The following is a 21,680-nucleotide window of genomic DNA, read 5'->3' as shown; positions in this document are numbered from 1 at the left end:
GGTTCACCGCTCTCTCCTCCGAAGCTGTGGCTAGGGATTCTAACCCCCATATCCGGACAAGGTAGACGTAAGCCAGAGGGCCGATCATGACACGGAACTGGAGCCGACGACCCAGGTGTTGCACTGGTAGGCCATCGGGCGGGTGTAACCCTGGCGGAACCACGCGGCGTTGCTGCGCGTGTTCCCGTGGTCGCGCGGCCCTCCCGGCGGGTCGCCCAGGTGGCCGTACGCCCACAGGAGCGTGTTGCGCCGGGTGGCGTCGATCGGATACGAGGCGGCGACCGACCGCATGAACATGCCGCCGAAACACGTCGCCTGCAGTTCGTGCCGGCGGCTCAGCGCCATCCTGCCGCTGCGCGAGGAGGAGTCGAGCGTCTGCCGCCACCAGGAGTCGGAGATGCCCGACAGGCTCTGGATGTGGTGGCCGTACTCGTGGGCCATCATGCTGATGATGATCCCGTTCCACGACCCGAGCGAGCCGTATTCCCTCGCCATGGCGGAGGTGGAGGCGTAGATCGTGCTGTTGCTCGGGCAGTAGTACGGCACGTTGCTGCCGGGTGAGGGATAGTCGCCGCACGCGCCCCTGCCCTTGCGGGCCGCGATCATGTAGTTGGGCGGGCTCCAGTCGATCCCGACCCGCTGCAGCGCCGGCGCCCACGCCTTGCCCATGCACGCGCCGGTCTTGAGGATCAGCGCCTTGAACTGGGCGTGGTTGTAGATGCTGGCGTTCCCGGCCCGGCAGTTCGTCTTGGCCAGCGACCCGGCCCGGTAGACGGTGTTGTTCTTCGTCGTCCGGTTGAGCACCGGAGTCGGCCGCGTCGTGGGCCGCGAGGTGGGCTTCTGCGTCGGTCTCGTGTCCGTGGTGGCCTCGTGTGACGGGAACGGCGAGAAGGTGAAGGTCGGAATCGCGACCGGCGAGACGGACTCGTCGTGGTCCGACAGGCCGGCCAGCGCGCTCACGACCACGACGAGCACGAAAACCAGCGCCAGCACGCCCATGAGCGCGCCGACGACCGCCCCCGCGCCGGACTTGCGGCGGGGCGGGCGCCAGGCGGGCGGCGGATAGGGGGCAGCGGGCCCGCGCGGGGGAGGCGGCGGCTGCGGCGCCCATCCCGGCCCCTGCGGCGGTGCTGCCTGCGGCGGCATCTGGAACGGAGCTCCCTGGGGTGGCGCTGCCGGCGGTGCCGCCTGTGGTGCCGCCTGTGGTGCCGACTGTGGTGCCGACTGTGGAGGCGCCGCCGGGGGTGCCGGCTGTGGTGGTGCCTGTGGTGGCGCGGCCTGGAACGGCATGCCCTGCGACGGGACGGGGGCCGCCATGTCCCCTGGCGGAGCCGGGAAATTCGGCGGATACCCGAGCCCGCCCGGCGCGTACGCCTGGCTTCCCGGATGGCCGGCCGCCCCGTTCGGCGGGGCGTACGGAGCGCCCGGGGGCGTGCCCGCCGGGGCGGCGGGGGACGGCGGAGGTGGGTAGGACTGCGCGTAGGGCTCCGCGTGCGGCTGCGCGGGGGATTGGGCGACGGACTGCGCGACGGACTGTGCGTACGGTCCGCTCCCGTCCGGCCACGCGGGGGCCTGTGGATGCGGCTGAGCACCGCCCTGGAGCGGCACCCCGGGCTGGTAGGGCGTCGCGCCCGGGTGCGGGCCGTTCGGCGCGTAGGCGCCGCCCTGCGCCTCGGCCCCCGGGTACGCGCCACGGCTGTAGGGCGACGCGGCCTGCGGGTACGGCGCCCCGCCGTGCGATCCGGGGTACGGGACGCCGCCCTGTTGCGGTCCGCTCTGCGGATAGGAGGCGCCGCCCTGTGGCATGCCGGAGACGGCGCCGTGAGGCTGCGCGCCTGAAGGATGGGGGCCGCCTTGGGGCGAGGCGTTCGCGGGGTACGCGGCCGGGCCGTGAGGCGCGCCGTAAGGATGGGGACCGCCCTGCGGCGAGGCGTTCGCGGGGTACGCCGGCGGGCCCTGAGGCGCGCCGTAAGGATGGGGGCCGCCCTGGGGCGAGGCGTTCGCCGGGTACGCGGCCGGGCCCTGGGGATGCGCCCCAGGCGGATAGGGGCCGTTCTGCTGCTGTCCCACCGGCTGCTGGGGAGCGGGGTAGGGGGCGGTGCCGGGGGAGGCCCCGGCTGCCACGCCACCCCAGGCGTGCCCGCCCGCGCCTAAGTTCCCCGCGTTCCCTGGGTTCCCTGGGTTCCCTGGGTTCCCGAAGTGTCCCGGGCCTGGAGGGGGGCCGGGCTGCGCCGCCGGTGGGTAGGGAGCGGCGCCGGGCCCCGGCTGCCACGCGCCGCCCTCAGGGCCGCCCCATCCCGGCGGGCCGTACGGCCCCGGCACCGTGCCAGGGGATTGCGGTCCGTCCGGTGAGCCGGGCACAGCCTCCGCTTGCGGCGAATACGGCGGACCTGAATAGGAAGAACTCCCCCCGGGTGGCTCCTGGGGAGGGTACTGCTGCGCCACGACATTGCCCCCTTTGTGGATTTGGGGCAAAAGGATACTGTTTTCCCATCCATCACGGATGTAGCAGATGTCGGGCACGATGTGTAATCGAGCGGCGTGATCTCTGCGATGTTCCGGAATCGCCGGGCTCGTCTGCCCTAGCGTTTTTCGCATGAATCTGCAGCAGCTCCGCTACGTGGTCGCCACTGCGGAGCACCGCACCATGACCGATGCCGCCAGATCGCTCTATATCGCGCAGCCCGCCCTGTCCCGCGCGATACGCGACCTGGAACGTGAACTCGGAATGACGCTTTTCGCGCGCTCGGGCCGCGGGGTCGTCGTGACGGCCCAGGGACGCCGGGTCGTGAAGCTGGCCCGCGAGGCCCTCGACGCGGTGGCCGAGATCGAAGCCCTCGCCACGCAGGGCAACTCCTCCGGCGCCGAACTGCGGATCGCGTCCACTCCGAGCCTGGAGCCCGGTCTCGCCGGGCGCCTGCTGCCCGCCTACGCCGCCGAGCATCCGGGGATCCGGGTGCACATCGTGCGGTGCGAGGGCCGGGAGGAAGTGGTCAGCGCGGTCCGCGAGCAGCGCGCCGATCTGGGGCTGACCGACCTCCCGGTGCCCACCGACCTGGTGAGCCACCCGCTCGAACGCCAGGAGATCGTGCTGATCTCCCCGCCCGGCCTCGACCTGCCCGACCCCGTCCCCGTGGCCCGGCTGGACGGCATGCGGCTGGTGCTGCCCGCCCCCGCCAGCCCCCGCCGCAGGGAGTTCGACCAGATCTTCGCCACGTACGGCGTCCGCCCGATTCCGGCCGTCGAATCCGACGAGCGCCGGGGCTGGCTGCGGACCGTACGGGAGGGGCGGGCCTCGCTGCTGTGGTATCGGGGCATGGCCGAGCAGGCGGGCAGGGCCGGCCTGGTGGTCCGCTCGCTCGATCCCTCGCTCCGGAAGATCATCGCGGTCGTGCACGCCCGGCGGCGGCTGCCGACGATGGCGCAGGACTTCGTGGCACTGGCCGAGGGCGGCTCAGCGGCGTGACGCATGCCCCGCGATTGGACCGTTCCAGGCCGCGCTCCCGGCGGGCAGGCGATAGGACGACGTTCACCTAGTACGCTGGCGGCGATGTCCACTACGCCGATGCCCGCCGAGGCGCCCGGCCGGCCGGCCGTCCTGCGCCTGCGCGGCCGTGCCTTCGGTCCCGGCGACTTCGCGGTCATGGCCGTGGTCAACCGGACCCCCGACTCCTTCTACGACAGGGGATCGACCTACGCCTTCTCCGCCGCGGTCGACGCCGCCTCCCGCCTCATCGAGGAGGGGGCGGACATCGTCGACATCGGCGGCGTGAAGGCCGGTCCCGGCTCGGAGGTCGACCCGGCCGAGGAGATACGCCGCGTGGCGGAGGTCGTTGCCGCGGTGCGGGACCGGCACCCCGGCGTGATCATCAGTGTCGACACCTGGCGGTCGGAGGTCGCCAAGGTCGTCGCCGAGGCCGGGGCCGACCTGCTCAACGACACCTGGGGCGGCGTGGACCCCAAGCTCGCCGAGGTCGCCGCGGCGTACGGCATCGGCCTGGTCTGCGCGCACGCCGGGCGGGCGGAGCCGCGCACCCGGCCGCACCGCATCGCGTACGACGACGTGGTGGCCGACGTGGTCGCGTACACGACGGACCTCGCGGAGCGGGCGGTCGCCGCGGGAGTCCGGCGCGACGCGATCCTGATCGACCCGGCTCACGACTTCGGCAAGAACACCTGGCACTCGCTGGAGGTCAGCAGACGGCTCGGTGAGCTGACCGCCACCGGGTGGCCGGTGCTGGTGGCCGTCTCCAACAAGGACTTCGTGGGAGAGACGCTGGGCGGGCTGCCCGTGGAGGAGCGCCACGCGGGCACGCTGGCCACGCTCGCAGTGTCGGCGCTGCTGGGCGCCCGGGTGTTCCGCGTCCACGACGCGGCGAGCGCCCGTACGGCTCTCGCGGTCGTCGCCCGCCTCGGCGGCACGCGGTCCTAGCAGGGCCGTGGCACGGTTCTGGCACGCCCCGGCCCAGTCCCGGCCCAGTCCCGCCCCAGTCCCGGCATGGCCTCGGACGGTCCGGGACGCCTCGGCCCTTCCGGCCTTCCGGCGGGACGACCGCGGCCGCCCCGCCTCCGGACCGTGATGGAACCAGAACCGCGATCAAAGCGGTGGACAGGGCGCTTGCGCCGTGGCTAACGTGACGGCCATGTCGAGCCCCGAGGCGTCGAGACGCTAGCCACCGGTCATTCGGTGGCTGAGCCGTCCCACGGCTGACCTGGCCGCACTGAGCCGTCCTACCGCACTGAGCTGTCCTACCGCACTGAGCTGTCCTACCGCACTGAGCCGCAGCGCTGGCTCACCGCGCGGTGTTCGCCGTGCTGTCCTGCCGTGCTCGTTGCGGCGCTGTGCTGCCGCGCTGTGCTTGCCCTGCTGTGCTTGCCGCGCTGCGCTGCAGCGTTGTGTCCGCAGCTGTGCTTGCCGTGCTGTGTGCCGTGCTGGGGTGCCGTCGCGTCCGTTACGGCGTCGCTGCGCTCTGCCTGCCACCGAACCCTGCCACCGAACCACCGTCGTACGGGCCGTTTCTCCCGGGCTCCGCACCACAGTCGCCGACGTGACGGCCACATGTGCCTCGCCGGAACCCGGGTTCCCTCGCGCGGTGACCTCGTGTGCCCGGCTGGACGCCTCCCTCATCGTCCGGCTGTGGTTCTCCGTGGCTCGCCGCGTCGACCTTTCGCGATATTCACCACGCGGTGTGGAGTTGTCATGCCAATCGCCATCTACATGCTCGGACTGGCGGTCTTCGCCCAGGGGACGTCCGAGTTCATGCTGTCGGGCCTGGTCCCCGACATCGCCCGCGACCTGCAGGTGTCCGTCCCGGCCGCCGGGGCGCTGACGTCGGCCTTCGCCGTTGGGATGATCGTCGGCGCGCCGCTGACGGCCGTGCTCAGCCTGCGGTGGCCGAGACGGCGGGCGCTGCTGGTCTTCCTGACCGCCTTCATGATCGTGCACGTGGCCGGGGCGGTCACCACCAGCTTCGCCGTCCTGCTGGCCACCCGCGTCGCCGGAGCGCTGGCCAACGCCGGCTTCCTGGCCGTGGGTCTCGCGACGGCGACCGCCATGGCGGGACCCGGCGCCAAGGGCCGGGCCGCCTCCGTACTGCTCGGCGGGATCACGCTCGCGTGCGTGGCCGGGGTGCCCGCCGGTGCCGTGCTCGGCCAGGTGTGGGGCTGGCGCTCGGCGTTCTGGGCGGTGGCGGTCGTCTCGGCGCCGGCCGTCGTCGCGGTCGCGCGCTCGGTTCCGGCCACGCCGCCGGACGCGGCCGTGCCCGAGGCGCGGCGGGAGCTGCGGGCCTTGCGCCGGCCCCGGCTGCTCGTGACCCTGCTGCTGGGCGCGCTGGTCAATGGCGCCACTTTCTGCACGTTCACCTACCTGGCTTCGGTGGTCACCGAGGTCGGCGGGTACGGCCGGCAGTGGGTGCCGGTGCTGCTGGCGCTGTTCGGCCTGGGGTCGTTCGCGGGAGTGTCGATCGGCGGCCGGATGGCGGACCGGCGGCCGATGCGGCTGCTGGTGCCCGGCGGCCTGGCCCTGCTGGCGGGCTGGATCGTGTTCGGCGTGGCCGCGGGCGACGCGGCGGCGGTGTTCGTGCTCGTCTTCGTGCAGGGCACGCTGTCGTTCGCCGTCGGCTCCACGCTGATCACGCGGGCGCTCTACGCGGCGGCCGAAGCGCCGTCCCTGGGTGGCTCGTTCGCGACCGCCGCCTTCAACGTGGGCGCGACCGCCGGGCCCTTGCTGGGCGGGGCCGCCATCGGCGCGGGGTTGGGCTTCCGCGCTCCGCTGTGGGTCAGCGCGCTGCTGGTGGCGCTGGCGTTCGCCGTGGCGGGGCCGGCCCTGGCGGCGCGGAGGGCAGGGAGGACCGGCGCGAGGACGTCGCCGCCGCGCAGTGCCACCCCCTGAGCGCCATCCCCTGAGCGCCGCCCTCTGAGCGCTGCCCTGTGAGAGCCGGGTCAGCGACCGCCTCTGGGGTGGAGCGCGCGCCGTGGCAGGGCCGCCTCCAGGTGGGGAGCCGGCCCTGCCGCGGCGCCGGACGCGGGCGGGACCTCAGAGCGCGGCCACCCGGTCGAGCGCGGGGGGAGCGACCGTCTCGTCGGCCTCGAAGTAGGCGCGGAACGCGTCGTAGTCGCGCGAGCCTCGCCTCCTGATCGGGTCGCGACCGTCAGCGCGGCTCGTGGGCCTTCGGCAGCCGCATGCCGCGGTCGGCCATGATCTGGCGGACGACGTTCGGATAGTCGGTGATGACGCCGTCGATGCCCATGTCCATGAGAGCCTCGATGGTCGCCGGGTCGTCGCAGGTCCACGGGATGACCTTCAGGCCGCGTGCGTGCGCCTGCGCCACCATTGCCTCGTCCACGTAGAAGCGGAAACCGGGGTCGCCGATCTTCCCGTTCTGCGGGAAGCCGTACACCGGAGACAGCGCCGTGACGCCGGGGATGGCCGCGGCGGCCTTCACGAAGTCGCCGCCGAAGTCGTCGGCGTCGAGCCCGCCGAGCCACGGCGAGGCGCCGGGCCTGCCCACCTGGAGGAAGTCGTAGTTGGTCAGCGCCACCAGCGGCCAACTCGGGGCGAGCCGGTGCATCTCGTTGAGCGCGCCCCAGTCGAAGGACTGGATGGTGACCTGGTCCTCGATCCCCGAGGCGTGGATCTCCTCGTACACCCGGCGGACGAACAGCTCGCGCGGCGCGGTCTGCTCCGGCGCGCCCGCCTCGACCTTGGTCTCGATGTTCAACATGACCTGCTTGGCGCGGTAGCTCTTGACGAGGTCCAGCACGTCCTTGAGCTCGGCCATCCGGAAGCCGTGGATCACCTCCTGCTCGGGGAACCCGGGCAGCTGCCGGTATCCGCAGTCCATGGTCTTGATCTGCGCCAGGGTCAGGTCCTTGATGTACTTGCCGACGTAGGGGTACATCGGGTCGCCGGGCACGACCGGCCCGGTGTCGCGGCACTTCTGGGCGCTGATCTGCCGGTCGTGGTTGACGACGACCTTCTCGTCCTTGGTGACGTGGGTGTCCAGCTCCAGGGTGCTGACCCCGAGGCGCAGGGCCTTGGCGAAGCCCTCCAGCGACTCCTCGGTCGTCATGCCGATGCCGCCACGATGGGCCTGCAGGTCGAAGTGGGTCTTCTGCGGCAACACTCCGGGTCCGCCCGCCGTCGATGCGTGGGCGGCCGCCGGCGCGGCGAGTGCGGGCGCGAGGGTCAGGCTCAACAGAAACTTGCGAAGGTGCACGGGGGCTCCGGTTCGTTGGTCGCTTCCACGTCGGGTCACTTGGTCGGCAGCCGGCCGCCGTTGCGACGTGACGTACGGGTGTCGTGAACGCTGGCGGAGCGCTGCCGACGGCGGCCGGGATCGACACGGCGGGGCCGCCTCCGGGAGGGGAGACGGCCCCACCGGTGGGGGTCAGAGCGCGGTCACCCGGTCGAGCGCGGGGGGAGCGACCGTCTCGTTGGCCTCGAAGTAGGCGCGGAACGCGTCGTAGTCGCGCGACCCCCGCACCGGGTCGGTGAAGGAGGTCAGCGCGTCGAAGCCGTCCGCCCCGATCAGGGTGTACGCGAGGGCGGCCACCCGGTAGGTCCTCCCGAGGTCCAGCGGAGCGCCGCCGATCAGCACCTGAGAGGGATCGATCCGGTCGCCCACCGGCCGGGAGGCGTCATAGGAGTACCGGACATTGGCCGAGACCGCCAGCGGGCCGAACCGCACCGTGCCGTCGGCCTGCGTCTGCCACTGCTGCTCCAGCGCCTGCTCGATCTGCCGCCCGGTGAGCGAGACGGTGAGCACCGGGTTCGCGTAGCCGTACGTGGCCCAGGCCTCGCCGAACAGGACGGTGCCGTCGGCGTCCGCCGGGTTGGTCCCCTTGGCGAAGCGCAGGTCGCCGCGCAGGCTGGCGGAGCCCTTCAGCGGCGCCGTGGCCACCAGCGCCAGGTCGACCGGCCCGCCGGCCGTCCGCAGCGCGTCCGCGTACTCCACGTCGGCGACGAGGTTGCCCAGCGTGCTCTCGCCGTCGGCGGCGCGGGCCCGGGTGATGTCGCCGCTGATCCTGCCGACCGGGCGCGCGGCCGTCTGCGCGGACCTGGCCTTCCAGTAGTCGACGAGCCGCGCCGCCGCGGGGTCGGGGGTGACGTCCCGGGTGACCGGGTGGTTCACGGCGGTGGTGGCGGAGCGGATGACGTCGCCCGTCCTCGGGTCGATCCTGAGGTTGATCTCGCTGATCAGGCGCCCGTGGTTGCCCGCCTCCACCACGGGACGGGGGTTGCCCGCCGGGTCGGGGATGACGCAGTTGAACAGCGCGTGCCAGTGGCCGGTGACGATCGCGTCGATGTCGGGGGAGACCTGCCTGGCGAAGTCGACGACCGGCCCCGACGGGTTGGTGCATCCGTCGTAGAAGCCGCCCGCCGAGCCGCCCTCGTGGACGTTGGCCACGATGGCCTCCACACCCTGGCGCTTGAGCTCCGCGGCGTACCTGTCGGCGGTCTCCAGCAGTGGCAGGTTGTCCAGCTCGGGCTGGTACGACGTCGAACCGGCGACAGTCGTCGGGGTGGTCAGGTTGATGAAGCCGATCCGGACGTCCCTGCCGCCGCGGACCTTCACGTGCTTGATCACGTACGGCTTGAGGATCGGCGTGGTGGAGCCCCTGCGGGTGATGTTGGCCGAGGAGATCGTGTAGTCCGCGCCGCGGAACCGGTGGCCGGTCGAGTCGGTGAAGCAGCTGTCCTCGTCGGCGACGCCGAAGCAGCGGCCCTTGCCCATGTGGTCGCGCAGGAACTCCGGCGTCCGGTCGAGCTCGTGGTTGCCCACTGCGGCGAACTCCACGCCGATCGAGTTGAGGAACTCGACGGTCGGCTCGTCCTGGTGGTAGGCCACCTCGACCGGCCAGCCGCTGAAGTCGTCGCCCGTGGTGAAGGTGATGGAGTTCTCGTGACCCCGCCTCAGGTTCTTCAGGTGGGCGGCGATGTACGGCGCGCCCCCCACCACGATCGTCTGGCCCTGGGCGTCCTTCACCGTGCCGTTCGCCGCGTCGTTCTGCGGCGTCAGGTAGCCGTGCAGGTCGGTGACGGACAGGAGCTGGACGTCCACGGGCGGCGGCGCGGCCTCGGCGGCGCCGGCCGGCAGGGCGGTCAGCGCCGAGACGGCCGCCGTCACGGCGAGGGCCGCCGAGACCGCCGCCCGGCGCCGGAAGCTGTTGTGGTGCACGTCGATACCTTCGCTTGCTCGTGGCTGTGACGGCAGGAATTGGATCAACGCCAGGTGACGTGCGGCGGGCGGGCGTCCACCGGGCAGGTGAAGATCGGAGAGACGGGCGGGGTCGAAAACAGCTTTCCGGATCTCCGGAAAACCGCCGCCGTCAGTCGTCGTCCGCGTGCCTCCCGGCCTGGTCGCGGGGCACGGATCCCCGCGGCGAGTGCCTGGGCGCCGGCATGACCGACGTGTCACCCTTGACGCTCTTCCAGATGGCCTGATTGAAGACCTGCTCGTCGATCTGGTCCTCCTTGCCCAGGCTCTGCTCGGCGGACTGCGCGGCCATGGGGGCGTTCGCGCCGTTCACCTCGGCCATGGTGCCGGGCCGGATCGCGCGGTACGGCGTGAAGACGGGCTTGCCGGTGAAGGACCCGATCATCGGGGTGGCATACGCGTCGAACTGGGTCAGCGGGCGCAACCCGGCGAACAACTCGATCGTGCGGAGCATCGACGCGGTGCTGTAGAAGGTGGAGTCCACCCGTCCGGTCTGGGTGTAGGGGCTGATCACCAGGGCGACCGTGCGGTGCGCGTCGACGTGGTCGGGGCCGTTCTGGGAGTCGTCCTCCGTGACGAAGACGGCGGTCGACTTCCAGAATTTCGAGTGCGACACGCTCTCCACGAGCTTGCCGAGCGCCCAGTCGTTGTCGCCGACGTACGCCCGCGGGGTGGGCGAGCCGGCCCTGGTGCCGGCGGTGTGGTCGTTGGGCAGGCGCACGAACTGCACGGCCGGCAGACCGCCGTCGGCCACGTACCGGTCGAACTCCCGCTTCCACTCCGTGAACCGGTCGGTGGGGCCGCACGTGGCGGCCCGGGGCTCGAAGGAGCCGGGGCTGTCGGGGCAGCCCAGGGCGAACCCGGTGAAGGCGTGGTCGGTGTGCGCGTCGAGCACCGGGTCACCCGCGACGAACCGCCCCGTGGAGTCGCGGGTCACGTAGAAGCCGTAGTTCCGGAACGAGACGCCGGCCTTGGCGAGCCGCTGCCAGATGTAGGCGTCGTCGGGCCTCTGGGGGGCGATGGCCGGGTCGTCGCTCTCCGAGGGGTAGGAATGGTTGCGGCGGGAGTAGTTCGCGGGCCATCCCTGCTCGGAGTAGGGGTTGGAGTTGGCGGCGACCACCCAGTTCCAGCCCTGCGCGCTCACCTCGGCGTCGGCGTAGAAGTTGTCGATCGTGACGAAGCGCCGGGCCAGGGCGCGGGCGTTCGGCGCCGACTCGTCGCCGAAGAGGTTCAGCGAGGGGTCGCCGTCGCCCTTGCCGATGCTGCCCAGCTCCTGGTCGAACGTACGGTTCTCGCGCACGATGTAGATCACGTGCTTGATGGGCGAGGGCTCCTTGGCCCGGCGCGGCACCACGCTGGAGGCGGCCCCCGGCGTCGTGTCGCCGCCCGCGCCGTGGAAGCCGTTGTCCGCCTCGACCTGGCGGGTCCAACGGGCGAGCCGGTCCCGCCGGATCGGCAGCGAGATCCGGGACAGCGTGCCGACGATCATCGACCCGGAGTACCGGCCGGGGGAGGCGGAGGGGCCGTAGGGGTCGGGACGGCCGGGACCGTCGTTGGGCCCGGCGCCCAGGCCCTTGGCGTTCGTCACCAGTAACCGTCCGCCGAGGGACACCACGGCAGTCGGATACCAGCCCGTCGGGATCAGGCCCCTGACCCGGCCGCCGGCGGTGTCGACGACGGCGACGTCGTTGTTGCCGGAGTTGGCGACGTAGAGCGTCTTCCCGTCCGGGGACAGCGCGAGCGCGTCGGGGTTGCTCCCGACCTGCGCCCCCCGGTAGGGCGCCAGGCCGATGGTGCGGATCGTCCTGCCGGCCGTGGTGTCGACGACGCTCACGTCGTCGCTGTCGCCGTCGGCGACGTACAGGAGGTTCCGCGCCGGGTCCAGGACCGACTGGTTCGGGTGGGTCCCCACGGTGATCGTGGACAGGACCGCGGGCTCGGCCGCCGTCAGGTCGAGCACGGAGACGGTCTCGGCGCCCTGGTCGGTGACGTACGCCCTGGTGCCGTCCCGGCTGATCGTGACACCGTACGGCGCGTGGCCGACGGCCACGGTCCTGCTCGTCCCGTCGGCGAGTGTGATCACGGTGGCCGCGTCGGCGAGGTGATCGGCGACGACCAGCCTCGCGCCGTCGGGGGTGACGGCGATCTGAGCCGGATAGGGATTGATCGTCTGGCCGTCCGGGTTCGTGACGGGCAGCGGGATCGAGGTGGTCTCGGTCAGCCGGTCTCCGGCGACGGCGTATACGCGGATCTTGTTGTTGCCGCCGGCGCTGACGTACGCCTTCGTCCCGTCCGGGCTGAAGGCCGCCCCCGCGAACACCGCCTGGGGCGAGGCGTACCGGATGGTCTGCGGCACGCCGCCGTCCCGCGGGGAGACCACCTGGACGGACTGGACGCCCTGGCCCGCGTTGACCACGAGCACCGCCCGCCCGTCCGGGAACGGCTTGGCGACGAGTGGAAGGTCCCCGAGCGCGCTCTGCGACCCGGCCGGGGTGACCCGGTATCCCACCGGGATGACGGCGGTGCCGTCGTTTTCTTCGACGCGGGGCCGCGGCCCCGCGTCGAACACGCCGGCACCGGCCGTCGCGACGCCTATGCCCAGCAGCGTGACGCCGGCCCCGGCGACGAGGGCGCGGGTCACCGCTCCGCGACTGCGCATACCGACTCCCTTCGCGACGACCGCACGGGACGGCAGGGAGCGACCGATAAGTACAACGAGCCCGGCTCGACAGCCGGGCATGACCCGCGTAACGGTTCGGCGAAAAGTCGGTCGACTCCTCAGGAGTACAGGACCGAAAGGAAGCGGACGAGGATCGCCTCGCGGGTCGCGGCCGGCAGCGCGTCGAGCACGGCGTTCACGACCGCCATGCCGGGCTGTCCCGTCGCGGTGAGGTCGATCCCCACCGACGCGGCGAGCTCGGCGAACGTGGCGTCGTCCAGCGCGTCGAGGTCGAGGGACGCGATGAGCTCGGGCAGGCCCTCGGGCACGTCGGCGGGCCCCCGCCGCCGGGCGGCCTCGGCCGCCTCCGCGATCACCTCCAGCATCGCGTCCACCCCCGCCAGCGTCACGCCCGTGACCGTGACGTGGATGTTGGCCGGGATCCCGGCGTACGACAGCTGCGGCTGGAGGAACCAGCCGAGCCTGCGCGCCTCGTCGGCGAGCACGAAGACGTCCACCTCGGCGGATCCGGCGATCGCGACCAGCGCGGCCTCGGGCTCCCCGAGCACCCGCAGCCCGGGGATCTTCCGCACGCCCTCCACCAGCCGCCGGGTGGCCTCCAGCGTCCTGCGGCCGAGCTCCAGGTAGCCCTCCCGGCCGAGGGCCTGCAGGGTGGCCCAGGCGCCGCCGAGCGGCCCGGCCGAGCGCGAGCTCTGCACGGTCGCGTTGATGATCGTGTAGCCGGGCCAGGCCGCCGAGGCGAAGTAGGCCCGGCGGCGCAGCTCCGCGTCGCGGAACAGCAGCACCGACGCCCCCTTCGGCGCGTACCCGAACTTGTGCAGGTCGCACGAGACCGAGGTGACGCCGGGCACGCCCAGGTCGAAGGGCGGGATCGCGGCGCCCGCCTCGCGCAGCCACGGCAGCAGCCATCCGCCGACGCAGGCGTCCACGTGGCACGGCACGCCGCGCGCGGCGGCGAGCGCGGCGACCTCCTCGACCGGGTCGACGACGCCCTGCGGATAGGACGGCGCGGAGACCACCGCCAGCGCCGTACGCTCGTCGAGCGCGGCCTCGAACGCCGGGACGCGGGCGCGGTAGGTGACCGGGTCCACCGGGACCGGCACGATCTCCATGCCGAGGTAGTGCGCGGCCTTGTGGAACGCCGGGTGCGCGGTGACCGGCAGCACGATCCGGGTGGCGCCGGGACGGGCGTCACGGGCGGCCTTCACCGCCAGCATGATCGACTCGGTGCCGCCGCTGGTGAAGATGCCCGGCGCACCGGGCCGCCCGAGCAGCTCGGCCACCGCCCCGACCACCTGCCGCTCCAGCGTGACCATGCTGGGGAAGGCCGTCGGGTCGAGCATGTTGACGTCGAGCATCTCCGCGTACGCCCGGTGCGCGGCCTCGTGCACCTCCGGCAGGCCGGTGTCGTAGACGTAGGCCGTCACCTTGCCGCCGCGCACCGGCAGGTCGGCCGCCTTCAGCGCGGTCAGCTCTTCGAGCAGTTCGGTGACGGGCCTGCCGTACTCGGGAAGCATGGAACTCCTCAACGTGCCAGGGGGAGCCGGACGACGGCGCGCAGTCCGGGGGAGGCGTCCTCCAGGTGGACCGTACCGCCGTGCGCCTCGACCGTGGTGCGCACGATCGCGAGACCGAGCCCGGCGCCGCCGTCGTCGCGGCTGCGCGCGTCGTCGAGCCGGGTGAACCGGTCGAAGACCCGCTCGCGGTCCTCGGCCGGGATGCCCGGCCCGTCGTCGGTGACGGTGAGCTCGGCGGCGCTCCCCTCGGCGCGTACGCCGATCCGGACCGCCGAGGCCGCGTGCCGCAGCGCGTTGTCGACCAGGTTGGCGAGCACCCGCCGCAGGTCCAGCGCGTCGCCCAGCACGACGGGACGCGCTACGACGGGAGACGCACTGGGCGCGAGGTCGAGGCCGAGGCCGTACCGCTCCGCCGTACGGCGGGCCAGCTCCGCCAGGTCGACCGGTTCCCGCCGGCCCAGGCGGCCCTCGTCGAGCCGGGCGAGCGCGAGCAGGTCCTCGGCGAGGCGGGACAGCCGGAGGGTGTCCTCCAGCACCCCCTCGGCCGTCTCCTTCCAGTCCTGCCCCTCCGGGTGGCTGAGCGCGACCTCCAGTTGCAGCCGGATGCTCGCGAGCGGGCTGCGCAACTCGTGCGCCGCGTCGGAGACCAGCGCCCGCTGCCGCGCGTCGGCCTCCTCCAGCCGCCCGAGCATGTCGTTGAGGGTCGTGGCGAGCGCGTGGACCTCGTCGCGCGCCTGGGGCACCGGCAGCCGCCGGGACCGCGCCGAGGCGCCCACCTCGGCCGCGCCCCGCCGCAGCAGCGCGATCGGCCGCAGCGTGCGCCCGACGACCAGCCACGAGGCCGCCGCCAGCAGCGCGAGCAGGAGTGGCATCCCGACCAGCAGCACGTGCCCGGTGGTCACCAGGCTGCTCTCCACCTCGGCGAACGACCGCGCCACGATCACCGTCACGCCGCGGTCCGCGCTGAGCGCCCGCACCCGCAGCGGCCCCGGCAGCGCGTACGGCCTGCCGTCCAGGAACCGGGGCGCGCCGGAGCGCACGGCCGCCTCCCGCGCCCGCGCCGGCAGCAGGGGGACCAGGCGGTCGGTGTTCGGGGTGGCGTCGACGATCCGCCCGTCCCGGTCGAGCACCTGCACGATCGTGTTGTCCACCGAGACGACGGGATCGGACAGCCGGTTCGCGTCGGACAGCGCGACGATCTCACGGCCCCGCTGGTAGACCTGGTCGTCGATGCCGCGGACGAGCGCTTCGCCGAGCACCGCGACGAACACGTACGCCGACGCCGCGAGGGCGAGCGCCAGCACGGCCGTCGCCGCGGCGGTCACCCGGAACCGCAGGCTCTGCCGCCGCCACCACACCACCGGGCGCGCGAGCACGGCCACCGTGCCGCGCGCCAGGCGCCGGCCCTCCGCGGCAGCGGGCACGGCGCGATCGGGCACGCGTGGTTCGGGCGCGGCAGGTTCGGGCGCGGCTGGTTCGGGCGCGGGCATTTCGGGCCCGGGTGATTCCGGCACGGCTCAGCCGCCGTCGCTCGCGAGCCGGTATCCGGCCCCGCGCACGGTCTGCAGGGCGGCGCGGCCGAAGGGCGTGTCGATCTTCCTGCGGAGATACCCGACGTACACCTCGACCACGTTCGGGTCGGTGTCGTAGGTGTCCCACACGTGCTCCAGGATCTCCGGCTTCGACACCACCTCGCCCGGGCGGCGCATCAGGTACTCGAGCAGGGCGAACTCCCTGGGCGTCAGCTCGACCGGCGCCTCGCCCCGCGTGACGAGCCGCGCCGCGGGGTCGAGCGACAGGTCGCCCGCGCGCAGGACGGCGGGCCTGCGCCCGCCGCCGCGGCGCAGCAGCGCCCGGATCCGGGCCACCAGCACCACGTACGAGAACGGCTTGGTGAGGTAGTCGTCGGCGCCGAGGTCGAGCCCGTCGGCCATGTCGTACTCGCCGTCCTTGGCCGACAGCATGAGGATCGGCACCCAGTTCTCCTCCGCGCGCAACCGCTTGCACACGTTGTAGCCGGACATGCCGGGCAGCATGATGTCGAGCACGACCACGTCGTAGTCGCCGACGCGGGCCAGGTGCAGGCCCTCGTTCCCGTCGTGCGCCAGGTCCACGGCGAAGCCCTCCGCCTGCAGCCCGCGGCGCAGCGCCGCCGCCATCCGCCGCTCGTCCTCCACCACCAGAACCCGCATTGCCCCAGTGTGGACCCTTTCGCAGGTGCGGGGTGCGGCGAGCCTGAGAGCCCTCTCAGCCTCTCAGCGTCGGCACAGGAACGTCCCGGCAGTCTCGGGTCGTCAGGTTTTCCGCCCATAGTGGGAGATGTGAAATGGCGAAGAGAGCCCGCGCCGTGAGGTGGGGAGTGCCGGTGGCGGCGGTGGCCGTCGTGGCGGCGGCCGTCGGGACCGGCCCGGTGATCGCGGCGGTGCGCAGCGACCCCTCGCTGCCGGACCGTACGGCGGAGCAGTTGCTGGCCGACGTCGCGCGCACCTGGCAGAGCGGCCGGGTGCCGCAGATGTCCGGCACGATCGTGGAGACGGCGTCGCTCGGCCTGCCCGCGCTGCCCGGCCTGTCCGGGTCGTCCGGGTCGTCCGGGTCGTCCGGGTCGCCGGGAGCGTCCGGGAGCATGGCGGCGTCGCTGCTGTCGGGGTCGCACCAGCTCAAGATCTGGTACGCGGGGGAGAACCGGTTCCGCCTCATGCTGCCGGGGGAGATGAGCGAGACCGACCTGATCGCCGACGGCGACCAGGTGTGGCTGTGGGACAGCGCCGCCAACACGGCGACCCGTCTCACCGCCCCGCCGGCCTCCGCCGGCACACCGCACACCGCGTTCCCGCTGCCGTCCGGATCCGCGTCGCCGTTCGCGACGCCGGAGCAGGCCGCGCGGCAGGCGCTGGAGACGGCCGGGTCCGACACCGCGATCAGCGTCGGCGAGAACGTCACGGTCGCGGGCCGCGCGGCCTACCAGATCGTGCTGACGCCCAAGCCGGCCGACTCGCTGATCAAGGACATCCGGATCGCGCTCGACGGCGAGAAGCTGATGCCGCTGCGCGTCCAGGTGTACGCCAAGGGGGCGGCCGAGCCGGCCTTCGAGGTCGGCTTCGAGTCGCTGTCGTTCACCGCACCCGCGCCGGAGAACTTCTCCTTCACGCCGCCGCCCGGCGCGAAGGTCGAGCAGGGGACGGCCACGCCGCCGTTCGGCCACCGGCCCGAGGAGGCCGCCGAGGCGCACGACCGGGGACGCGTCGTCGGCTCCGGCTGGGACAGCGTGCTCGTCACCTCCCTGCCCGCCGTCCCCGCCCAGAAGCAGGACGAGAAGGGGCGTGGCGGCCCGGACGTGGCCGCGTTGCTCGACGGCCTGAAGGCGTCGGCCGCCCCGGTCAGCGGAGACTGGGGGAGCGGCCGGCTGCTGCGCACCAAGGTCGTGTCGATCCTGATCACCGACGACGGCCGCCTGCTCGCCGGCGCCGTGACCCCGGAGGCCCTCTACCGGGCGGCCCAGAACCAGGAGACGGGTACCAAGGGATGACCGAGCCCACGCACCGCGGACGAGCGGGGGTCGCGGTCGACGCGGTGGACGCGGTGACGGTGGGCACGCGCGCGGGGGCGCCACGGGAAGACACCGGGGCGCCCCCGCCCTCCCCCGAGGGGGCGGGCGCGCACGCCATCGTCACGTCCGGTCTCACCAAGCGCTTCCGCGGCGGTCAGGTGGCGGTCGACGGCGTCGACCTGGCCGTGCCGCGCGGATCGGTCTTCGGCTTCCTCGGCCCCAACGGCTCGGGCAAGACCACGACGATCCGCATGCTGCTCGGCCTGGTCGCCCCGACCTCCGGCACGTGGTCGCTGCTCGGGACGCCCATGCCCGCCGGGCTGGCCCGGGCGCTGCCGCGCGTCGGCGCGGTGGTCGAGGGGCCGGCCTTCTATCCGTACCTGTCGGGCGAGGCCAACCTGCGCCGCTTCGACGCGGCCGACCCGCGGGCCGACGGGCGTACGGCGCGGGCCAGGATCGGCGCGGCACTGGAGCGGGTGGGACTGACGGCGGCGGCGGGCAAGCGCTACCGCGCCTACTCGCTCGGCATGCGGCAGCGCCTGGCCATCGCGGCCGCGCTGCTGGTCCCGAGGGAGCTGCTCGTGCTGGACGAGCCGACCAACGGCCTCGACCCGCAGGGCACCCGGGAGGTCCGCACCCTGATCAGGAGGATCGCCGAGGACGGCACGACCGTCTTCGTCTCCTCCCACCTGCTGAGCGAGGTCGAGCAGTTGTGCACGCACGTGGGCGTCATGCGTACCGGCAGGCTGGTCGCCCAGGGCCCGATCGCCGCGCTGCGCGCGTCGGGCGAGAGGCCGCGCCTGCGCGTGGAGACGCCGGACGTCGGCGCGGCGGCGGCCGTGCTGTCCCGGGCCGGGCTGGACGACGTGCGCGCCGGCGACGGCGAGGTCACGGCCGGCATCGGCGAGGCGGCGCCGGAACGGATCTGCGCGCTGCTCGTCGGGGAGGGCGTGGCCGTGCGCGGGTTCGGCGTGGTCCGTCCCACGCTTGAGGAGGTCTTCGTCGGCCTGACGGGGGAGGGGTTCGATGTCGGTGCATGAGAACGGGACAGCGGTGTCGCAGGCGCCCTCGCAGGCACCCCCGCAGGCACGGTCGCCGGGGCGGGAGGAGGCGCCGACGGCGCCGCAGGAGGAGCGGTCGCCTGCCCACGCCACCGAGCCCGCCCCGCGCGGGCCGTCGACGGGCCGGGCGACGGGCCAGGCGACGGGCCCGGCGACAGGGCGGACGACAGGGCGGGCGACGCGGCACCTGACGCGGCTGCTGGCCTCCGAGATCGGGCTGACGTTCCGCCGCCCGCGCAACCTCGCCATGCTCGGGGTGCTCGCGGTCGTGCCGGTGCTGGTCGGGATCGCGGTCCGGGTCGCGTCGGACGGGGACGTGGGCGGCTCGATCATCGGCCAGATCGCGGGCAACGGCCTGATGCTGACGTTCGCCGCGTTCGGCGTCATGATGCCGATCGTGCTGCCGCTGACCGTGGCGGTCGTGGCCGGCGACGCGATCGCCGGCGAGGCGGCCCAGGGCACGCTGCGCTATCTGCTCGTCGCCCCGGCGGGCCGGACCAGGCTGCTCGCGCTCAAGTACGCCAATGTCGTGGTCTTCTGCCTGGCGGCGTGCGCGCTGGTGGCGCTGTCGGCGCTGGCGGCCGGGCTGGTGCTGTTCCCGGCCGGGCCGGTGACGCTCCTGTCCGGTGTGACGATCCCGGCGGCCGACGCCCTGCTGCGCGTCGGAGTGGTCGTCCTGTACGCCACCGCGGGGCTGGCCGCGCTCGGCGCGGTCGCGCTCGCGGTCTCCACGCTGACCGAGGCGCCGATCGGTGCGGTGGCCGCGAGCGTCGTGCTGGTGGTGGTCAGCCAGGTCCTGACCGCGATCCCGCAGCTGGCGGCCGTACGGCCGTTCCTGCTGACCTCGTGGTGGAGCGCGTTCGACGGGGCGTTGCGGGCGCCGGTGGCGTTCGACCAGATGGGGCAGGGGCTGCTCGCCTTCGCCGCGTACGTCCTGGTCTTCGGCTCCTTCGCCTGGTCGCGCCTCACGAGCAAGGACATCACCGCCTGAAGCCCGCCGTACGGCGGGCGTCAGGCCGGAGGGAAGGCCGCGTCAACGTGGTCGGGGCCGCTCCCGAGCCGGCGCGATCCCGGTTCAGGGCCGCGGCCGAAGAAGTGGTGCCCATCGGCGTTCTTTGTCGCTAGTGTTGCCGCGGACCTCTCACCCAAGGCGGTGTTCATGCGGCACTTCTTCGGGCTGCTCCTGGGCGTTGTCGTCGCGGCGGCTCTTCTCCTCGGTGGTGGATGGGCGTCCCAGGAGGCGGTCCGGGGGGCGGCGCAGATCGTCGACCCGGCCAAGGACACGCGGATGCTGATCGCCCTGGGCGTGATGGCCGTCGTCGGCCTGCTGCTCGGGCTGGTGCTGGTCGGCCGGGCGTCTCCGCTGGCGGCGTTCGTCCCGTCGATGGCGCTGCTGGCCTGGACCGTGGTCTACGTCCTCGACGTGTCGCGCGCCGCGAGCCTCGTGCCGACCGGGCCGTCGGTGCAAACCGAGCTGCTGCAGGCCGGCCGGGGCATGCTCACGCTGCTGTCCACCGGCGTGTACGGCCTGCTCGGCGTCGCGCTGTTCCTCCCGGTGCTCATGCCGTCCCGCTGGGCCCGTCCGGAGCTGGACGAGGAGCAGGAGGAGTACGAGGAGTCCCTCGGCTACTGAGATAGAGGTCGGCCACGACGTCCTCGATCGACGCGTGCCCCGGCGCCGTCGCCCGCAGGTCGTCCACGGTGCCGTCGAAGGCCAGCCGGCCGTGGTCGATCAGCAGCACCCGGCGGCACAGTCGCTCCACGTCGCCCAGGTCGTGGGTGGTCAGCAGCACCGTCGTCCCGCGTTCGGTGTTCAGCCGCCGCAGGAAGTCGCGCACCTCCGCCTTGCTGACGACGTCGAGCCCGATCGTCGGCTCGTCCAGCACCAGCACGGCGGGGTCGTGCAGCAGGGCGGCGGTGATGTCGCCCCGCATCCGCTGCCCCAGGCTGAGCTGGCGCACCGGCGTCCCGAGGAAGCCGCCCAGGTCGAGCAGGTCGCACATCTCGTCCAGCCGTTCGCGGAACACCTTACGATCTACTTTGTAAAGGAGCCGGACCAGTTCCAGGCTGTCCCGCAGCGGCAGGTCCCACCACAGCGTCGTCCGCTGGCCGAAGACGACGCCGATCCTGCGCGCGAGAGCCGTACGGCGCCGGGAGGGATCGAGACCGGCCACCCTGATCCGGCCCGACGTCGGCGTGAGGATCCCGGTCAGCATCTTGATCGTCGTGGACTTGCCCGCGCCGTTCGGGCCGAGGCAGGCGACGAACTCCCCGGCCGCGACGCGGAAGGACAGGTCCCGTACGGCGTGCACGACCCGGCGGCGGACCTTGAAGACACGGCCGAGCCCCTCTGCCTCGATCACTGGTCAGCTCCCTGTCGATCGGTAGCGGCGGATGCCCGCCCGCCACCCGAGCGCGGCGACGGCGGCCAACGCGAGGGCGGCGGCGGGGGACAGCAGGCCCGTCCAGGAGGGCAGGCCGAGCGGATCGGGCCGGCCGAGCACGTAGAGGCCCGGCTGCCAGTTGACGAACGCCAGCGGCAGCACGAAGGTCAGCCCCCGGACGATGCGGGCGTCGTAGACGCTCAGCGGATACTGGTTGAGCATCGCCCCGCCGTAGGTGAACGCGCTCGCCACCTCGGTGGCGTCGGTGAGCAGGAACTGCAGCGCCCCGCCGAGCGTGAAGAGCGCCGCGAAGATCACGATGCCCGAGACCACCATGACGGGCACCATCCAGCCCCGGGTGAGCGGGATGTCCAGCCGTGCCAGGGCCACGCCCAGCACCGTTCCGGCCTGGACGGCGCGGCCGACCCGGTGCGGCGTGAACCGGTCGGTCGCCATCTGCACCCACGAGGAGGCCGGCCGGATCAGCATCACGTCGAACGTCCCGGTCCTGATCTGCTGGCTGATCCGGTCGACGTTGCCGAACAGCAGGTCGGCGAGCGCGAAGGCCAGTTCCGACGCGCCGTACAGGAACATGACCTCGGTCAGGCCGAACCCGGCCAGCGAGCCGGTGTTGGCGAAGATGATCCAGATCACGGCGATGTCGAGGCCGCCGATCACGAACGCGCCCGCCGTCATGATCGCGAACGAGACCCGGTACTGCGCCGCCGCCCGCGTCCATGTCCAGGCGAGCAGCGCGTACGTCCTGATCACA

At 73.2% G+C, this 21,680-nt stretch carries 16 protein-coding genes; 7 read left to right on the top strand and 9 right to left on the bottom strand.

Translation table 11 applies throughout. From position 1 onward, the window contains the following. Positions 1–84: 84 nt before the first annotated feature. Positions 85–1,146, bottom strand: a complete 1,062-nt coding sequence (locus ABZ857_RS35650; protein ID WP_357052372.1) for a neutral zinc metallopeptidase — start codon at positions 1,144–1,146, stop codon at positions 85–87. Between the two features lie 1,450 nt (positions 1,147–2,596). On the opposite strand from ABZ857_RS35650, the gene ABZ857_RS35645 reads away from it, so the two are divergent. The 3 genes from ABZ857_RS35645 (at position 2,597) to ABZ857_RS35635 (ending at position 6,391) form a co-directional block, all read left to right on the top strand. Beyond that, positions 2,597–3,466: a LysR family transcriptional regulator gene (locus tag ABZ857_RS35645; RefSeq protein WP_357052369.1), complete on the top strand. Its 870-nt coding sequence runs from the start codon at positions 2,597–2,599 to the stop codon at positions 3,464–3,466. Between the two features lie 84 nt (positions 3,467–3,550). Beyond that, complete coding sequence (folP, locus tag ABZ857_RS35640; RefSeq protein ID WP_357052366.1) at positions 3,551–4,432, top strand: dihydropteroate synthase; 882 nt, start codon at positions 3,551–3,553, stop codon at positions 4,430–4,432. Positions 4,433–5,200: 768 nt separating this feature from the next. Beyond that, a complete protein-coding gene (locus ABZ857_RS35635) occupies positions 5,201–6,391 on the top strand; it encodes a Cmx/CmrA family chloramphenicol efflux MFS transporter (protein ID WP_357052363.1) in 1,191 nt (396 codons plus the stop codon). A 259-nt stretch (positions 6,392–6,650) separates the two neighbouring features. Here ABZ857_RS35635 and ABZ857_RS35630 read toward each other — a convergent pair whose 3' ends face one another. The 6 genes from ABZ857_RS35630 to ABZ857_RS35605 all read right to left on the bottom strand — a co-directional run bounded on the left by ABZ857_RS35630 (position 6,651) and on the right by ABZ857_RS35605 (position 16,108). Continuing rightward, positions 6,651–7,697 (bottom strand): glycerophosphodiester phosphodiesterase family protein, encoded by a 1,047-nt coding sequence (locus ABZ857_RS35630; protein ID WP_357052360.1) that lies wholly within the window; start codon positions 7,695–7,697, stop codon positions 6,651–6,653. A gap of 192 nt (positions 7,698–7,889) precedes the next feature. Continuing rightward, positions 7,890–9,680: a bifunctional metallophosphatase/5'-nucleotidase gene (locus tag ABZ857_RS35625; protein ID WP_357052357.1), complete on the bottom strand. Its 1,791-nt coding sequence runs from the start codon at positions 9,678–9,680 to the stop codon at positions 7,890–7,892. A 151-nt stretch (positions 9,681–9,831) separates the two neighbouring features. Then, the gene (locus tag ABZ857_RS35620) at positions 9,832–12,378 is read right to left on the bottom strand and encodes a bifunctional YncE family protein/alkaline phosphatase family protein (protein WP_357052354.1); all 2,547 of its coding nucleotides are present in this window, start codon (positions 12,376–12,378) and stop codon (positions 9,832–9,834) included. Between the two features lie 119 nt (positions 12,379–12,497). Next, entirely contained in the window at positions 12,498–13,916 is a 1,419-nt protein-coding gene (locus ABZ857_RS35615) for an aspartate aminotransferase family protein (RefSeq protein ID WP_357052351.1), read from the bottom strand. Positions 13,917–13,924: 8 nt separating this feature from the next. Continuing rightward, positions 13,925–15,340, bottom strand: a complete 1,416-nt coding sequence (locus tag ABZ857_RS35610) for an ATP-binding protein (RefSeq protein WP_357052348.1) — start codon at positions 15,338–15,340, stop codon at positions 13,925–13,927. Between the two features lie 93 nt (positions 15,341–15,433). Then, positions 15,434–16,108: a response regulator transcription factor gene (locus ABZ857_RS35605; protein WP_357052346.1), complete on the bottom strand. Its 675-nt coding sequence runs from the start codon at positions 16,106–16,108 to the stop codon at positions 15,434–15,436. Between the two features lie 134 nt (positions 16,109–16,242). Here ABZ857_RS35605 and ABZ857_RS35600 point away from each other — a divergent pair, with 134 nt between their 5' ends. The 4 genes from ABZ857_RS35600 to ABZ857_RS35585 all read left to right on the top strand — a co-directional run bounded on the left by ABZ857_RS35600 (position 16,243) and on the right by ABZ857_RS35585 (position 20,157). After that, positions 16,243–17,442, top strand: coding sequence for a DUF2092 domain-containing protein (locus ABZ857_RS35600; protein WP_357052343.1), 1,200 nt, complete (start codon positions 16,243–16,245; stop codon positions 17,440–17,442). Next, a complete protein-coding gene (locus ABZ857_RS35595; RefSeq protein ID WP_357052340.1) occupies positions 17,439–18,503 on the top strand; it encodes an ABC transporter ATP-binding protein in 1,065 nt (354 codons plus the stop codon). Before ABZ857_RS35600 ends, ABZ857_RS35595 begins: the two co-directional genes overlap by 4 nt. Beyond that, a complete protein-coding gene (locus ABZ857_RS35590) occupies positions 18,490–19,515 on the top strand; it encodes an ABC transporter permease subunit (protein WP_357052337.1) in 1,026 nt (341 codons plus the stop codon). Before ABZ857_RS35595 ends, ABZ857_RS35590 begins: the two co-directional genes overlap by 14 nt. Positions 19,516–19,683: 168 nt before the next feature. Next, positions 19,684–20,157 carry a hypothetical protein gene (locus ABZ857_RS35585; RefSeq protein ID WP_357052334.1) on the top strand — a complete coding sequence of 158 codons (474 nt, stop codon included), beginning with the start codon at positions 19,684–19,686 and terminating at the stop codon, positions 20,155–20,157. Here the strand turns inward: ABZ857_RS35585 and ABZ857_RS35580 are convergent. Both ABZ857_RS35580 and ABZ857_RS35575 read right to left on the bottom strand, forming a co-directional pair. Continuing rightward, on the bottom strand, positions 20,084–20,887 hold the full coding sequence (locus tag ABZ857_RS35580) for an ATP-binding cassette domain-containing protein (protein ID WP_357052331.1): 804 nt from the start codon (positions 20,885–20,887) through the stop codon (positions 20,084–20,086). The two genes, ABZ857_RS35585 and ABZ857_RS35580, sit on opposite strands and share 74 nt — an antisense overlap. A gap of 3 nt (positions 20,888–20,890) precedes the next feature. After that, positions 20,891–21,679 carry an ABC-2 family transporter protein gene (locus tag ABZ857_RS35575; RefSeq protein ID WP_357052329.1) on the bottom strand — a complete coding sequence of 263 codons (789 nt, stop codon included), beginning with the start codon at positions 21,677–21,679 and terminating at the stop codon, positions 20,891–20,893. Position 21,680: the final 1 nt, after the last annotated feature.

This window comes from Microbispora sp. NPDC046933 (genome assembly GCF_040644635.1).
GTDB lineage: Bacteria > Actinomycetota > Actinomycetes > Streptosporangiales > Streptosporangiaceae > Microbispora.
This window is presented reverse-complemented; position numbering and strand designations above follow the sequence as displayed.